We start from the raw sequence: 16402 nt of genomic DNA, 5'->3' as shown, positions 1-16402 counted from the left end.
TAGCTCCGGAAACATCAACCTAATGTCACTATCCTGCCTTTACTATATTGCACTGGAGCGCATTTTTCAAGCATTAACGATTTCACGCTGTAAAGAACGAAAATGATGGACAAACGTCCACCCCACGCGCACACCATTTATGTACCCCAATACAAGTATTTTTCTCTACATAAGAATTATCGCCTACACTATAGTACTACAAAAGCGCCGAAAATCAAGCTCGTACACGGTTTCTTCACTACTTTAACCTGTTTATAGGCATACGCCCTTTTCCGCTCCTATCCCTATTACCCGGGCATTCGTCTATACCGTATGTTCGCCCATGACATACAGTATAGCAGACCACTAACAAAGGAATGTGATATTATGCCTGATCATTACTATAATCATTCCCGCCGGAATCAGCGTTCACTGAGCGATTCGTATAATGCCTCTGCCTACCCCGGCCTCAGTTCATATGCGCCCTCAGCTCTCCCAGGTGAGACCGGAATCCTTCCTGCTTTAGGAGCAGAAGCTGCCACCGAAACTGCGCTAGCGCTCCCTGCAGCTGAAGCTGCAACAAAGGCAAGCGGCGGGCTTGCCGGACTGCTCAGCGGCTTAGGCGGCGGTGGCGGAATTGGTGGGAATATGGAGCAAATCAAAGGTATCATCGATCGTATGGGCGGCATTGACGGGATCGTAAACTCTATGGGTAAAGTACAAAAGGTGATGTCCGGCTTCCAGCAGATGGCTCCAATGGTTAAGCTGTTCATGGGTAGCTTCGGTAAAAACAAAGGCGCAGCAGGCGCACTAGCCGCCGAAGAGGATGCCGCCCTGTACAGTCCTAATCGCCGCAAAAAAAAGCGTTCCACCTCACCCCGTCGCAAATCTACTACAACTACTCGCCGGCGCTCTACTTCTTCCACCGGAAAACGTCGCCGCAAATAGCGGTGACGTTTTCTAGCTATGTATCAGAAAAACAGCAATTCTCGCAGAAAAGAGATTTGCTGTTGGCGCTTCTGCTCTATTTTCACTTAAACCAGCCACTCCGTCGAAACCATCGGAACATCCCAAAACCAACTACCAGCATAAACAGCAGCACACCAAAATAACCATACTTCCACTCTAGTTCAGGCATCTTCACAAAGTTCATCCCGTAGATCCCGGCGATAAGCGTCAGCGGCATGAATACGGTGGTGATTACCGTTAGTGTTTTCATAATCGAATTCATCCGGTTGGAATTGAGTGAAATGTAGCTGTCACGCAAATCCGCTGTCATTTCCCGATCAGCCTCAATCATATCGGAGAGTTTTAGGAGATGGTCATAAATATCGCCAAAATAAATCCGTTCCTCGCCATTGCTCTGGACATGCTGTGAATTCACGATCCGGTACATCAAGTCGCGCATCGGCACAATCGTCCGCCGCATTTTGAGGAGTCTTCCGCGCACGCCAAACACCTGGCTCATCAATTCCTCCACCGACTCACTGCTGCCGCTGCTCTCCAGATCCGCAAGCTCGTCCTCTAAACTGTAGAGACATGGAAAATATTTATCCACCAGCTTGTCCATCACCGTATATGCAGCTGCCATCGGCCCACCCGACCAGCCTTTTCGACTATGTATTTCGCTTTTCACTTGTTCCCACGCTTCATTCATCTCTGCTTTTTCCTGATGGTGATAGGAGACAAGAAAGTTCGCGCTTAAAAATAGGTCAACCTCCTCAGCATCCAACGTCCGCTCATTCAGCGCATGCAGCACAAAAAACTGCACATTCTCGTAATGATCCAGCTTCGGCCGCTGCAATACATGCATACAGTCCTCTATCGCCAAGGGGTGAAAATGAAAATATTGATCCAGCAAAAGCGTTTCTTCTGGCGTAGGCGTAGCAAAATCTGCCCATATCCAAGCATAATCCTCCAGCCGGATATTTTGCAGAGGGATCTCTGTCAGCACCTCACCTTTATGTGTGACAACAAGTGTACGTATCATAAATGTTCCTCCGCTTCATCTTCTTCCACGCCTCTATTGTACAGCAAGAAGACAACTCTTCCAAAAAGCAAAAAACATAGCCAGCAGCACCGCTCAAGCTAGACTAAGAAACATTTGGTGCTTCGTCGTTCGTTAATGCTCGATTCATTTGTGTAAGGTTGGTTGCGCTGGGGGCGAGCTGTCCTTATTCTCTGCTGTCGGTATCGGGTTTATGAGTGAGATGAATTCATAGCTGTGAATTACTATCGCTATTTTTACTAATTAGTTGGTGAAAAAGTGCTCATTAGGAATGGTAAACAACCCTTCGATCGTAAGCAGACTGACCTTGATTTCGTAAAAGGTTTAGTCCATCGCCTCGCGTTCATTTACCGTAAGTAACATATGTTTTACTTTGGGCTGGTAGTGATTTGTGGGATTGGGATGCAATTCTTGCATCTTACCTGTAAAGTTCCGGGCAGAAAGGATAATGGAAATAAGGCGATATTCTTCGACGGCAGAAAAACATGGAGAAAGGTAAGGGTTGGGTTGGGTTGGGTTGGGTTGGGTTGGGTTGGGTTGGGTTGGGTTGGGTTGGGTTGGGTTGGGTTGGGTTGGGTTGGGTTGGGTTGGGTTGTACTAGTTACTTTGCGCAAGATCGGACTGTGGTGCGGTGGATTCCGTTGGAATGTGTTACGTCGGACTGGGCTGAGTTATTTTGTTCTAGGTTACTTTGTGCAGGGCTGGACTTCGGTGCGCTGGATTCTGCTGAAATAAGGTAAGTTGGACTGGGCTGAGTTAATTTGGGCTGGTCCACCTTCATTCAAGTCAGGTTACGTCATTCTAAGACATTTATGCCTTTATTTCTGCTTCTTCGACGAAGTGCCTCCAATTCTAGGGCAATAATGCTCTTCTTTTTGTCACCATCCCCGAATTTGGTAAATTCAGCGGGATATATACCGTACATTCTCCCTCTATCGCCAAACTTCGTCGCTTCTACGGGATATATACCGTACATTCACCCTCTATCGCCAAACTTCGTCATTTCTACGGGATTTATACCGTACATTCTCCCTCCAACGCCAAACTTCGTCACTTCTACGGGATTTATACCGCACATTCCCCCTCCAACACCAGACTTTGTCACTTCTACGGGATTTGTACCGTACATTCCCCATCCATCGCTAAACTCCGTCATTTCTACGGGATTTATACCGTACATTCCCCCTCCAGCGCCAAACTTCGTCACTTCTGCGGGATTTATACCGTACATTCCCCCTCCAACGCCAAACTTCGTCATTTCTACGGGATTTATACCGTACATTCCCCCTCCAACGCCAAACTTCGTCATTTCTACGGGATTTATACCGTACATTCCCCCTCCATCGCCGATTTCCGCCATTTCTACGGGATTTATACCGTACATTCTTCACTCATCCTCCTGTCCAAACATCAAAAAAAGATGTCCGCAGCCCACTGGCTAACTGACATCTTCATTAAAGGGTGTTTAAAAAATGATTTTGAAAATCAGACCTGATAACACCGCACTGATTGGAATCGTGATGAACCAAGTGACCACAATACGTCCGGCTACTCCCCATTTCACTGCAGAGAAACGTTTGGCAGAGCCTACCCCAAGGATCGCTGATGTGATCGCATGCGTTGAGCTTACTGGCAAATGCAGCAGCGTTGCTGAGAAAATAACAGATGCCGCGGAAATATCAGCCGCGAAACCGTTAATAGGTTCGATTTTGAAAATCTTCGTACCCATAGTCTTAATAATCTTCCAACCACCGATGGAGGTACCGAGCGCCATAGCCGTAGCTGCAGCTATCTTAACCCACAAAGGGATAACATCCATAGTTTCTTGACGTCCTGAGGTAACGAGTGCAAAAGTAATGATCCCCATCGCTTTTTGCGCATCATTCGTACCATGTGTGAACGACTGTAACGCTGCCGTAAGGACCTGCATAGAGCGGAAGCCCTTGTTGACCGTATGTGGACTACGCTTAGCAAAGATCCATTTCAGGATGGTCATGATAATATAACCGATAACAAACGCAATGATTGGGGAGAAAATCAGTCCTTCGACAATTTCCACAAACCCGCCCCAATTGATGTGTGCTGAGCCTGCCCCCACGTATACTGCACCCGCTAAAGCGCCGATCAGTGCATGAGACGATGAGGATGGAATCCCGAGCCACCAAGTAATCAAATTCCAAATAATCGAAGCAATCAGCGTCGCTATTATGATATCCAACCCATTTTCAAGCAAGGTCGGGTCGGTGATACTTCCGCCGATTTTTTTGGCCACACCTGTAAACATCAAGGCCCCAACAAAGTTCATCAGTGCTGCCATAATAATTGCTGTTCGCGGTTTTAAGGCACGTGTTGAGACAGAGGTAGCAATTGCGTTGGCCGTATCATGGAATCCATTGATAAAGTCAAACGCAAGCGCGAGAAATATAACAATTCCAAGAATCCATATAGATGTTTCCATATTCTAGTACCCCTTATGAGTTGCGCATGATGATCGATTCCAACATGTTGGCTACATCTTCACATTTGTCTGTAGTGGTCTCGAGCCGCTCATACAGTTCCTTGCGTTTAATCAGCTCAATCGGGTCTTTTACAGTTTCGAACAGGACCTTAGTACAAATACGCAGCACTTCGTCCCCTTGATTCTCAAGGTCATTCAGACGGATTGTATATTCACGGATCGCCAACAATTTCTTCTGGGAGAGCAAATGAACCGCTTTTTGGATTTCATAAGCACACTGGCGAAGGATTTCGGCGAATTGTACAATGTATTCATCCGGGTCAAGAAGGTTGTACATATAGAAACGTGAGGCGGATGCCTCCAGACCATCGATGACATCATCCATGCTTGTGATCAAGTCCATAATGTCGTCACGTTCAAGCGGCGTAATAAACGTCTTGTTCAATTCTTTGATGACGGTGTGCGTGTAAGTATCACATTGGGATTCGTACTTTTTCATCTCTGCAGCGAAATTATCGACATTATTCCGGAGATCAGTGATATTCTGAGCAAAATAATCTGCAGCTTGGACAATAGTATCGGCCATATTTTCCAGCGTCTCAAAGAATATGTCCTTTTTTCTCAACTTCATTGTTTTAAACCCCTTTACATAAAATTACCGTGAATACAGAGCCATTCATATGTAAAAAGCATGAAAATGAATGACAACCCTTGTTATCTTATCATATCCGTACAAGGTATAGAAGCTATAGAAATGAACTTTTTTACACTCTATTAACACATACCCATTATTCCGAACACAAATCTGTATAACACTGGATATTCCGACTTTCTTATGTTGTACCATCCGCCCCGCCATATACCACATGACTGCTAAATGAAGGTGCATTAGGGACCACCAAAATATGGGTAATTCCTGGATACATCAGCTCTTCTTTTCCATCCCTCACAAAACGGATCACATCCCCTGGTTCACGCGACCATCTGCCTTTGGTGACCTGTCCCCGCTGAAAAAGCAACGCTTCCCCGCCAAGCTCCACATCAATCTGAAGTCTTCCGACATCATCAAGCACTTTGTGATCGGCTCCTATAACCATCACATTGGCCGCTTCCACCGGATTATCGTTATTTAGATCCACATGAGGTTTGTCATTCACATAACGCTGATAGGTCTGACGTTTAGGATCATATTTATAGTCAACTTTATAACTTTTGAGCAGATAGTTTATGCTAAATTCAGCGACTTTCTCTCCGTCCGCCGGTATGTAATCTGGATTGTTAAAAAGATACCCGGGCACCTTCACACTTTGCGCAAATCCAATTTTCTCGGCACCTTCCCGCAGTTTGGCTGCATTGCTGTACAGGTTATGTGGTGCTTTTCGCGCTTTATCCCGCCAAAAATAAGCTCCGGCACGGCCGATCTCGTCCATATCTTCTTTTTTCTCTTTTTGCAAAATGGCATAAGCCGCCGGACTCCCTCCGGCATGCACCGTCACACCGCCGTAGCTCTCGCCAATATCCAGCAGATAGGGGCGGATGCTGCGAATCGGTCCGATTTTCACCACACCTGTATGGCTCTGAAAAATACCAATCAAACGTGTGATGCCACCTTCGGCAAGAATCTCATACAAAATATCTGCTTCACTAACCCCCGATTGCGGCCGGGCGGCAGGAGCATTATTTATCATTACGGCCAAGGGACGTGGAAGACTGTCTTCAGAAACTGGAAGACCTGTTAATCCGGATACGAGCTCAGCAGCGGGATCAATAGTAGGTGAGGGTTGAATCGTTTCGATAGGCGTGGGCTCTGCGGTAGGCTGCTGTGTCGGGGTGATCACATTATTTGCACTCTGTGTTCCGCAAGCGGAGAGCAATAGGGTGGTCAATACAATGGCAGATAACAGACGGGAAGAAGAGCAATTTACTTTCATAAGCTTGTAGTTCCTCCTAAACGTTTTATGAAACTCACTGATTCCTTCCATTTAATCACAGTCAGTCCCATTTGTCTTGATCACCTTCTCCCTTTTTTCATAGCAAGCATAAGGAAATTTTATAGCATGGAATAGATAAATTCTTATATTAAAAAAAGGGTACAGCCATTGCGGCTGCACCCTGCGGGTCTCTTATTCATTCAGTTAGTCTAGCTTCCAGCAATTAAGACTTAATGTCCCATACTGATAAGCCTGAAAAATCCGCTCTGCCTTCCTGCTGCCATCCGCTGTTCCCATCGCGTAAAAGAGAGGTGCAAAATGCTCTCTTCCATAAGAAGGAACCGCATCGCGTACATGTGGAGCTTTTTTCTCATACGCAAAAAGTGAAGGCAAATCCCAGGCTTCTAGTCCCTTGGCAATCCAGGCATCGAATTCAAGTGCCCAATCCTCAGGCTGCTCACTTTCACTTAGCATCCGCAAATTGTGAACAAGTCCACCGCTTCCAATCAGCAGTATGCCTTCGTCACGAAGCGGTGCTAACATCCGCCCGATATTGTACTGCTCCTTGGGAGAGCGCAGGGAATCGACGGATAAAGCAACTACCGGAATGTCGGCGTTGGGGAACATTTTTTTCAGTATCACCCAGACTCCATGATCGAGTCCTCGCCCCAGAACGGGCTGATGTGATAGATTGTTATCCTTGAAGAGCTCAGAAATCCGTCTTGTTAGGGCCGGATCGCCCGGGGCCGGATAGGTCAGCGTGTAAACTTCTTCAGGGAATCCGTAGAAGTCATGCTGTGTCTCGTGCAGTTCATCAACGGTAAGTAGCTGTTCAGGGCTATCCCAATGCGCTGAGAAAACTACTATACCGCGTGGCGCTTCAAGTTCTTGACCAAGCCGCTCCAGAAAACGGGTATAATCGTTATCCTCCAGTGCGAGGAGCGGAGAACCGTGCGCAATAAAAAATGACGGTAATTTCATAGGATGCCAACCTCCATAACCCAGTATATGGTGTGCATCTTTATTTTACCGCTTATTGCAAGTTAATGCGAATAAAAACCTTCTCCTAAATCATCCAATTCTGCCACTCTGTCTGCAGATGCTCTTGTTCGTTCATCCATTCTATAGTCCGCTTAAGCAGCTGCTGCTGCGCCGGTCCAGAAGAAAAGGTGTGATCCCCTTGAAAAATGATCTCTTTATCGCAACGTCCTTCGGGACGTGTCCAGAACAGCTTCTGGTAAAGAAAAGCGTAATCCACCGGAATGACATCATCAGAGGTGCCATGAATGACCAGTACATCGCCGCTAAATTTGCTCGCTTCTTGGAAGGGCTGAAAAGCCGCCAAAGAATTAAAATATACCGGAGTAAACGAGTAGCCCACATAATCGGCTGATCCATTCTTCACAGCACGATCATACGCCTCCCGCCCTACAATTTTCACAATATCATTGAAAGGATAACCAACAGAGGCCCATAACACGAGATTCTTCACGCGGCGATCGCGAATACTTGTCAGCAGCGCCACCGCGCCACCCAGGCTATGGCCAATCAGCGTCACGCGCTGTGGGTCCACATCAGCAGAGCTAATTCCGTAATCAAGCACCGCTCTAGTCTGAGCGATCATCGATTCCATGTCTTCGCCGCCATAATTCCCGCTGCTCTCGCCGCAGCCCACATAATCAAAACGAATAACCATATATCCCTCTTGTGCCAGCTCACGAGCAGCCTTCACAAAAATCCGGTCTACGCCAATCCGATTCCCCACAAATCCGTGGCAGATCACGGCTAATGGCAGTCTATCCTTGCAACGCGAAGAGGTTCCCTTCTCTTTGTTCGGGTAATGTATGCTCGCCGTCAATTCTTCTCCGTTATGCCGGATTACAATATTCCGTTCCATTGCCGCATCCTCCTATAATTATATTTATATTTATAATTTAATTTATTTTAATTTATTAGAATTCCGATTAACTTAGTATGAATTATAATCTAATTATAAAGATTTCGTTCATATTGTCAACAGCAAGGGGCAATTCTTAATAATCTGCGGGGAGTATTGGGCATTAGAGTCTGCACGACAAACAGGGTATCCCGTAAGATATGAACATGACTCTGGGGCTCCCACGTCGAGTGGATTGAAACCGCCAATCCGGGATTCAGCAGCTCTATCGGATTCAGTAGCTCCTTCGGACTCAGTAGCTCCAGCGGATTCAGTAGCTTCATCGGACTCAGCTGCTCCTTCGGACTCAGCGGCTTCATCGGACTCAGCAGCTTCATCGGACTCAGCAGTTCCTTCGGACTCAGCAGTTCCTTCGGACTCAGTAGCTTCATCGGACTCAGTAGCTCCAGCGGACTCAGTAGCTCCAGCGGACTCAGCGGCTTCATCGGACTCAGCGGCTTCATCGGACTCAGCGGCTTCATCGGACTCAGAAGACCCTATTCGCAGATTTAGCACACTTTTTGAATTCTATCGGACCCCATAGTCGCTATCACCCTGTAAAACAGCAAATAAGAGCTACTTTTCGAGCAATAGCGTCACTGGGGTCCGAAACTGTGCTGAAAAGGCGATAATTTGGCTAATAACGTCATCTGAGTCCGAAAGATGGTGGATGCTACGACAACCGGGGGTTTGGGGTGCTTGAGGTTTGGGTTTGGGTTTGGGTTTGGGTTTGGGTTTGAGAACCCCACCAAAAAACACACAGCAGCGATCCCAGTATCGGAGGATCGCTGCTCTATTGTTTTTTCGAGATGAATGACCAGGGTTGTTAATCAATCGTAGCTGTCGTTAAACATCTCATGGGTTTCATGGGTTTCATGGGTTCCATGGGTTTCATGGGTTCCATGGGTTCCATGGGTTCCATGGGTTCCATGGGTTTCATGGGTTCCATGGGTTTCATGCCAATCCTTAAGCAGGCCCTCGGGGGGATCTTCCGCGGAAATCCCGCTGCTGAATCCATCGGATTCAGCAGCTCTATAGGACTCAGAAGACCCTATTCGCAGATTTAGCACACTTTTTGAATTCTATCGGACCCCATAGCCGCTATCACCCTGTAAAACAGCAAATAAGAGCTACTTTTCGAGCAATAGCCTCACTGGGGTCCGAAACTGTGTTGAAAAGGCGATAATTTGGCTAATAACGTCATCTGAGTCCGAAAGATGGTGGATACTACGACAACCGGGGGTCTGGGAGCTCTGGGGTTCCCGGAGTTCCGGGGTTCCCGGGGTTCCGGGGTTCCGGGGTTCCGGGGTTCCGGGGTTCTGGGGTTCTGCGGTTCCGGGGTTCCGGGGTTCCCGGGGTTCCGGGGTTCCGGGGTTCCCGGGGTTCCGGGGTTCCCGGAGTTCCGGGGTTCCGGGGTTCCGGGGTTCCGGGGTTCCGGGGTTCCGGTGTTCCGGGGTTCCGGGGTTCCGGGGTTCCGGGGTTCCGGGGTTCCGGGGTTCCGGGGTTCCGGGGTTCCGGGGTTCCGGGGTTCCGGGGTTCCGGGGTTCCGGGGTTCCGGGGTTCCGGGGTTCCGGGGTTCCGGGGTTCCGGGGTTTCAGAACCCCACCAAAAAACAAAGAGCAGCGATCCCCAGTATCGGAGGACTGCTGCTCTATTGTTTTTTCGAGATGAATGACCAGGGTTGTTAATCAATCGTAGCTGTCGTTAAACATCTCATGGGTTTCATGGCTGCCTTCCCAATCCTTAAGCAAGCCCTCGGGAGCATCTTCTGCGGAATCCCACATGCTGAATCCATCGGAGCCGCCCCAATCCCCCATTGAATTATTGGGCGTAGGCTCGAAACCGTTGCCCATGGATCTTCCCTGTTCCTTCTTGTTCTCATGTTCCATAAAGCTCCCAACCTTTCCCAATGCTATATTGATCAAGCAACAACATTATCAGTGTTCACTCTTCTAAAAGGATTATGCATATCGCCATAGAAATGGTTGTCCTTGCGTAGACCTGTCATGCAAACGTATACTCTAGGTTAAAGACTATACCGATTAACAACACTGGAGGTTTACATCCAAATTATGAAAGTGAAAGATATGATTAAGGAAAATAACGCCCTGCGTGAGCAGTTGACGCCCTTCAATCGCTCCTATTTAGAAGATATGATTCTTGCGGTGCGGGCCAGTCGAATTGAACCCCTGCGCGGAGAAGAACTTTTGCTGGATGCGACCAAGCTGCTGTTGAAGGAACAACGTAAAGGGAAAAATGCCAAGCAAGTATTCGGCGAGAATCCGCACGATTATTTTAAAGAAATCATAGACAGTGTTCCCGGGCGCCCGGTGCGCAGTAAATGGAACTATTACTTGATGATTCCCTGCGCAGCTCTGACCTGTCTTTTTGGGATATTGGCAATCGGTGGACTCTTCTTCCAATGGATTGACGATTCACCTGGAATGTTCGGACAGATCAGCCTTTTCACCCTGCTCGCTGTGGGAGTAGGCTCCATTATCTTAATTGAACTCATTATGAAATGGATGTCTTCCTTGTCGGAAAGCGATGCACCCAGTGCCAAACCTTTTGATATAAAAAGCCTTGGCATCTATATTGGCATCGCAGTAGCTGCTGTATTTATCGGCATGTTCCTCGATCGGTTATTTCCGGTCATTACAATATCCCCGTGGGTAAGCTTAATTCTGTGCATCATTGGGGGGTTGGGACTGAAATTTATATTTTTCAAAAAATAAATACCTAGGCTGAAAACTTTATTCCATCCGATAGATAGGGGGAAACTTCCATGATTAAGAAGCATCATATTCTCTACTCCGTTCTAGCTATAGCCTTAGGGCTAGGCATAGTGCCCAGTGCTATTCACGCCGAAGGTGCTACCAGCCCTCCTGGGGAAGGCGCTAAGGCAATAACCCAAGCAGCTAGCAATAATCATGCAGAGGCTGTCTATAAAGCTGCATTACCGCTGTTATCTACCTCTGACAAGTTACCCGAAGCCATAAAATATTTGAACTCCAATATGTATGCGGTAGGGTCGTATCGTGCAACAATGCTGACGCTGAAGCTTGAGAATCTGCATAAAGCTGCGCTGCAAGCCTGGGAGAGTAAATTCAGTACCAGCACTGTCCAGCGGAAGCTCACCGCCATTTATAAAGCAGGCGCCAGCATGTCTTCTCTTGCCGCTATTACCGATGATCTCCAGCTGCGTACACTGCTGAAAAGTGCCAGCGAAAGCGGATATAAGCTGGAGACAGCAGAGGGTACTTTTTTCCCGGTGATCGATTATGGGGCTTACCGCAAGTACAAGCTATACGTCACCAATGATATCAGCGCTTATATTACCATTATGGCCACCGAATCGGACCTGCCCTCTTCCAAGGACAACGGGCTAGTTATCGCCTGGACTGAGGTTGCAGCCAGAGCTTTATCTCAAGAGCAATTCATTCAAAATCATCCGAAATCAAACCGAATTTCTGCTGTAAAAGCCTTGTATACTAAGTACGTGAATAATACGTTTTACGGCCAGAATAACACTCCTCTCTTCCATTATGACAATCTGGAAATGGATTTGGAGGCGCAAAAGGCTTACTCCAGTATTCTGACCAAAAATAATGATAACAGCCCATTTCTACAAAAGCTGGATAGCTTCATGAAATTAATGAAAGACAATAGCTATAAATTGACCGATGAGGTCGAGCAATATCGTAAGACTTCGTTACCGCTCTAATAAAGAAATCACAAAAGCCCGTCCCTGAAATGAATAGGGACGGGCTTATTTATGTTCATTAACGTGATTATGAAGTGGATGCGAGAATTAAATAAGGATGTTAAAGAGATTAGAATCCTTATTGATCTCTACATAATCGACGCCCTTCTGCTGCATCCGTTCGATGAGAGGTTCGTAGGCATCCGTTGACAATAATTCAATGCCAACAAGCGCGGGACCATTTTCTTTATCATGCTTCTTGATATACTCGAAACGGGTAATATCATCGTGAGGTCCAAGGATTTCGCCCAAGAACTCACGCAGCGCACCTGCACGTTGCGGGAAGTTCACCATGAAATAGTGTTTTAAACCTTCGTAAATCAATGAACGCTCTTTGATCTCCTGCATCCGGTCAATATCGTTGTTGCCGCCGCTTATGATACAGACAACTGTTTTGCCGCGGATTTGATCACGATATTGATCAAGCGCTGCGATAGGCAGCGAACCTGCTGGCTCAACCACTATGGCATTCTCGTTATATAGTTCCAGAATCGTGGTACAAGCTTTACCTTCAGGCACCATCACGATGTCATCCAGATGACGGGAACAAATATCGTACGTCAATCCGCCAACACGTTTTACAGCCGCTCCGTCCACGAACTTATTAATTTCCTTTAGAGTCACCACTTCTCCAAGCTTAATCGCTTCCGTCATAGAAGCTGCTCCGAGTGGCTCCACACCAATCAACTTGGTAGAAGGACTAACTGTCTTCACATAGGTGGCTATGCCCGCTGCCAGGCCGCCTCCACCAATGGTTACGAACATAAAGTCTGCAGGGTTGTCCAGACTCTCCATCACTTCCATTGCAATGGTGCCGTTGCCCGCAATGATTCGTGGCTCATCAAAGGGATGGATCAACGTCATCCCATGATCTATACAAGCTTGCAGTGCTTCATCATAAGCGTCATCAAAGGTATCTCCCTTCAGAATGACCTCAACAAACTCACCGCCAAACCGCCGCACCTGCTTAACCTTCTGGTTAGGCGTAGTGCTTGGCATGTAGACCTTGCCTTTAATTCCAAGCGCCTTACAGGAATAGGCTACGCCTTGTGCATGGTTGCCCGCACTCGCACAGACAATGCCTTTCGCTCTATCTTCTGCTGACAAACTACGAATCATATTATAAGCTCCGCGGATTTTGAAAGAACGTACAATCTGCAAATCCTCGCGCTTCAAATACACATCACAATCATACTTGGCTGACAATACAGCATCACGTTGTAGGGGTGTCCGGATTATGACTTCACGCAGTACGTGATGAGCCCGCACAATATCTTCCATTCCTACGATTCGGTCTTCCTCTTCTCTCATAACCCTCTCGCCTCACTATCTATCTGTTATTCTACTTCTTGTAACATACTCTCCCGAGGACATTTTTTCAAGCATCCTAATCAGTGATAAAGAAAAAGAGACTAAAGGAACCCTATAGTCTCTTACTAGTATTTGCTATCCCTACGCCATGAAACCTACTAGTCCTGTTGCTTCAGCATCCACTTCACCAGGTCTGGTAAGCTTGTCCACAAACGTGAATGTACAATAACATATTCGATAGCCTCGTTAGCGTCACCCACGCCTACAAAATCAGGCAGGTTATGCGGTAATCTTTTGATACCTAACAGATAATCTGGCACATGCTTGTTCACATTCTTTGCCACGCGGTAGAGCATTTTGAGCTGGGAAGTAATCCCGTTCTTCTTATATTCTAAAACCATACGGTCATATGCTACTGTTGCTGCTGCATCCTTGCCGAACTTCTCCAGTACCTTCTCGGTCTTCTTAAGCTTATTAGTGTAAAGGTACGTTGCCGTTAGAAGGTAACGTGCACCTGTGTTATCTTCTGGGTTCAATTCTAGAATGTGCTCCAGCGTCTTTTGTGCTTCTTCTGCATTTCCGCTAAACCAGCAGGAGTCAGCGTAGCTTTTGCAGATTCGAATGTACGAACGTGTCTCGTAAAGACCCCAGAAATGTCCTTTGTTCTCAGTGAAAAAGGCTTCTCCAAGCTCACGCGCACCCGCTTCCATCCCTGCTTTCAGATAAGCACGGGCATCTGCTTCATTCTCGGCTTCCTCAGCCAAAATGAGATAGGCGTCCGGACTGTCCGGATAAACTTCCAATGCCGCTTCTGCTAGCTGTATCCGGCGATTGGATGCTTTAGTTTCCATTGCTTTTTGCAGCAAAGCCTGTTCCTGATCCTTCGGAGTGCCTGAAACGTTGAGCAAAAGTAATTCTTCCTCTGCCCCGCCCATGCCGTACTGTTCGATATAATTAAGCATCTCTTTAACTTTTCTGGAGATGGTAGGTGCAGTAACCTCATGTTTGATCGCTAGATCAGCTTGAGTTTGAAGGAATCCATATTCCTCAGACAAGATAAACTCGATAGCTGCACAGAAGGAGCCCATTTTCTTCACTGCAGGCTTGATGTGACGGGAATAACCATTCCATAGAACCAGACCTTCCCAGATTAGCTCCCGGTCATAGCTGTCTCTCATGGTCTCAATAAGATGCAGAGCCAATTGCTCATGCGCCGGATGCTCCCATTTCAGATCACGTGACACCTTTTTTTTGAGCGTAGTTAGGGTAAGCTTAGCTTCAGGAATTGCTGCCGCTTCTGGTTTCTCGGCCACAGCCACAGTAGCAGCGGATTCTTCCGTTGTTACCAGTCGCATGATGGATTCCACTGCAGAAGTTTCTTTCCCTAGGCAGCATTTCTTATATTTTTTCCCGCTTCCGCAAGGACACATATCATTTCTTCCAATCTTACTCAAAACGAATTCCCCCTTAAATCTGTGAGTAGCCATTCGCCATAAGCGTATCGCTAGTATGCACTATAAGTATCAACATTTTCAGGCACGAGGCATCCTTTATAAGGTTACTGCACAAAGTCTGAAGGACTCCGATTTAAAAGGGCCTTCCCATGATCGGAAAGGCCCTTATCTGTATATATCCGCACATTTTCCCCCGTACGTGTAGTATTATAGCACTTCTTCTATCACTTGTCAGTCCTTTTTTAGGACTTAAAGCGCAAAAAATTGCTAGATACAGTGCTTTATCCTTATACCAGAGCCTTCATAGCGATGTCGCTGCGATTCTGTTTCCCGGAAAAAGAGATTCCTTCAGCCCTAGCATAGGCTGCTGAACGAGCTTCGGCAATCGTAGCACCCAGGCCTACCACGCCTAAGACCCGTCCGCCGTTCGTTACCCAGCTGCCATCTGCCCCCCGTGCTGTACCGGCATGGAAGATCAGCCCTCCTTGGCTGTCCTCAAGCCCTTCGATCGGCACTCCCTTAGGATAAGAGCCTGGATATCCTCCAGAAGCGAGAACCACGCACACCGCTGCTTCGTCGCTCCATTCAATATCGATATCCGCAAGTCTACCCTCGGTTACTGCCAAAAAGATTTCTAACAAGTCGCTCTTCAATCTAGGCAGCACGACCTGTGTCTCCGGATCCCCAAACCGGGCATTAAATTCGATGGTCTTTGGTTTACCTTCTGGAGAAATCATCAGCCCTGCGAACAAAACGCCGCTGAAAGAACGGCCTTCAGCTACCATAGCCTTTGCTGTTGGCTTAATGATGGTCTCAATCGCTTCTTGGATAATCGCCTCGTCGATATGCGGCAGAGGCGAATAGGTGCCCATTCCACCGGTATTAGGACCTTTATCTCCATCGTAAGCGGGCTTATGATCCTGAGCGGCAGCCATCGGACGAACTGTCTCTCCATCAACAAAAGCCAAAATCGACATTTCCTGACCCGCTAGGAACTCTTCAATGACAACCTGAGCGCCAGCCTCACCAAACACTTTGGTTACCATAATATCAGCTAGTGCCTGCTCTGCCTCTTCCCGTGAATAGGCAACGGTCACGCCTTTTCCTGCGGCAAGCCCATCTGCCTTGATTACGATCGGCAGCGGTTGCTCGCGTAAGTAAGCCAGTGCAGCTTCATAGCCATCAAATTTTTCATAGGCTGCTGTCGGAATATTATATTTGTGCAAAAGATCCTTCATAAAGGTTTTGCTGCCTTCGATCTCAGCTGCATTCTTACGTGGACCAAACACTGGAATAGCCTGTGCTTCAAAAGCATCCACAATGCCCCCTGCTAACGGATCATCCGGTCCGATTACGACAAGGCCAACTTCCTTCTCTTTGGCAAAAGCCGTCAGACGATCGAACTCGAACACACCGATAGGCACACATTCTGCTAGCTGCGCGATTCCGGCGTTGCCGGGTGCGCAATAGATTTTACCAACCTTGGGGCTTTGGGACAGGCTCCAAATAATCGCATGCTCCCGGCCGCCGCCGCCAACCACTAAAATATCCATTAGAATAAA

Annotated in this window: 18 protein-coding genes; 4 read left to right on the top strand and 14 right to left on the bottom strand. The window is 47.3% G+C overall.

The window, feature by feature from the left end; all coding sequences use genetic code 11:
• Positions 1-366 precede the first annotated feature (366 nt).
• Complete coding sequence (locus NYE58_RS03900) at positions 367-927, top strand: hypothetical protein (RefSeq protein WP_038568686.1); 561 nt, start codon at positions 367-369, stop codon at positions 925-927.
• 82 nt (positions 928-1009) lie between these two features.
• Here NYE58_RS03900 and corA read toward each other — a convergent pair whose 3' ends face one another.
• Positions 1010-1969, bottom strand: coding sequence for a magnesium/cobalt transporter CorA (corA, locus tag NYE58_RS03895; protein WP_076136897.1), 960 nt, complete (start codon positions 1967-1969; stop codon positions 1010-1012).
• Positions 1970-2398: 429 nt separating this feature from the next.
• On the opposite strand from corA, the gene NYE58_RS03890 reads away from it, so the two are divergent.
• The gene (locus NYE58_RS03890; protein ID WP_341001136.1) at positions 2399-2722 is read left to right on the top strand and encodes a hypothetical protein; all 324 of its coding nucleotides are present in this window, start codon (positions 2399-2401) and stop codon (positions 2720-2722) included.
• Between the two features lie 61 nt (positions 2723-2783).
• On the opposite strand, the gene NYE58_RS03885 is transcribed toward NYE58_RS03890, so the two are convergent.
• From NYE58_RS03885 to NYE58_RS03840, 10 genes are all read right to left on the bottom strand, one after another.
• Positions 2784-2963 carry a hypothetical protein gene (locus NYE58_RS03885; protein ID WP_341001135.1) on the bottom strand — a complete coding sequence of 60 codons (180 nt, stop codon included), beginning with the start codon at positions 2961-2963 and terminating at the stop codon, positions 2784-2786.
• Positions 2964-3371, bottom strand: coding sequence for a hypothetical protein (locus NYE58_RS03880; RefSeq protein ID WP_341001134.1), 408 nt, complete (start codon positions 3369-3371; stop codon positions 2964-2966).
• Between the two features lie 81 nt (positions 3372-3452).
• On the bottom strand, positions 3453-4445 hold the full coding sequence (locus NYE58_RS03875; protein ID WP_076220322.1) for an inorganic phosphate transporter: 993 nt from the start codon (positions 4443-4445) through the stop codon (positions 3453-3455).
• 13 nt (positions 4446-4458) lie between these two features.
• Complete coding sequence (locus NYE58_RS03870; RefSeq protein ID WP_036686871.1) at positions 4459-5076, bottom strand: DUF47 domain-containing protein; 618 nt, start codon at positions 5074-5076, stop codon at positions 4459-4461.
• A 202-nt stretch (positions 5077-5278) separates the two neighbouring features.
• Positions 5279-6376: a DUF3048 domain-containing protein gene (locus NYE58_RS03865; RefSeq protein ID WP_341001133.1), complete on the bottom strand. Its 1098-nt coding sequence runs from the start codon at positions 6374-6376 to the stop codon at positions 5279-5281.
• Between the two features lie 204 nt (positions 6377-6580).
• Entirely contained in the window at positions 6581-7357 is a 777-nt protein-coding gene (locus NYE58_RS03860; RefSeq protein WP_076220324.1) for a DODA-type extradiol aromatic ring-opening family dioxygenase, read from the bottom strand.
• A gap of 85 nt (positions 7358-7442) precedes the next feature.
• Entirely contained in the window at positions 7443-8273 is an 831-nt protein-coding gene (locus NYE58_RS03855; protein WP_076195105.1) for an alpha/beta hydrolase family protein, read from the bottom strand.
• Between the two features lie 116 nt (positions 8274-8389).
• A complete protein-coding gene (locus NYE58_RS03850) occupies positions 8390-8794 on the bottom strand; it encodes a hypothetical protein (protein WP_341001132.1) in 405 nt (134 codons plus the stop codon).
• A 348-nt stretch (positions 8795-9142) separates the two neighbouring features.
• A complete protein-coding gene (locus tag NYE58_RS03845; RefSeq protein ID WP_341001131.1) occupies positions 9143-9382 on the bottom strand; it encodes a hypothetical protein in 240 nt (79 codons plus the stop codon).
• Positions 9383-10000: 618 nt separating this feature from the next.
• Positions 10001-10201, bottom strand: a complete 201-nt coding sequence (locus tag NYE58_RS03840; RefSeq protein ID WP_036680885.1) for a hypothetical protein — start codon at positions 10199-10201, stop codon at positions 10001-10003.
• Between the two features lie 183 nt (positions 10202-10384).
• Between NYE58_RS03840 and NYE58_RS03835 the strand changes: the two genes are divergently transcribed.
• Complete coding sequence (locus NYE58_RS03835; protein ID WP_341001130.1) at positions 10385-11047, top strand: DUF1129 family protein; 663 nt, start codon at positions 10385-10387, stop codon at positions 11045-11047.
• 50 nt (positions 11048-11097) lie between these two features.
• On the top strand, positions 11098-12036 hold the full coding sequence (locus NYE58_RS03830; protein WP_341001128.1) for a hypothetical protein: 939 nt from the start codon (positions 11098-11100) through the stop codon (positions 12034-12036).
• 87 nt (positions 12037-12123) lie between these two features.
• On the opposite strand, the gene ilvA is transcribed toward NYE58_RS03830, so the two are convergent.
• The 3 genes from ilvA to purD all read right to left on the bottom strand — a co-directional run bounded on the left by ilvA (position 12124) and on the right by purD (position 16393).
• Complete coding sequence (gene ilvA / locus NYE58_RS03825; protein WP_076104158.1) at positions 12124-13386, bottom strand: threonine ammonia-lyase IlvA; 1263 nt, start codon at positions 13384-13386, stop codon at positions 12124-12126.
• Positions 13387-13544: 158 nt separating this feature from the next.
• A complete protein-coding gene (locus NYE58_RS03820) occupies positions 13545-14840 on the bottom strand; it encodes an SEC-C metal-binding domain-containing protein (RefSeq protein ID WP_076128473.1) in 1296 nt (431 codons plus the stop codon).
• A gap of 287 nt (positions 14841-15127) precedes the next feature.
• Positions 15128-16393 carry a phosphoribosylamine--glycine ligase gene (gene purD / locus NYE58_RS03815; protein ID WP_076142419.1) on the bottom strand — a complete coding sequence of 422 codons (1266 nt, stop codon included), beginning with the start codon at positions 16391-16393 and terminating at the stop codon, positions 15128-15130.
• Positions 16394-16402: the final 9 nt, after the last annotated feature.

Source organism: Paenibacillus sp. FSL L8-0708, assembly GCF_038009325.1.
GTDB lineage: Bacteria > Bacillota > Bacilli > Paenibacillales > Paenibacillaceae > Paenibacillus_AQ > Paenibacillus_AQ odorifer.
The sequence above is the reverse complement of the archived record's forward strand: the minus strand, read 5'-3'. Positions and strand labels throughout refer to the sequence as shown.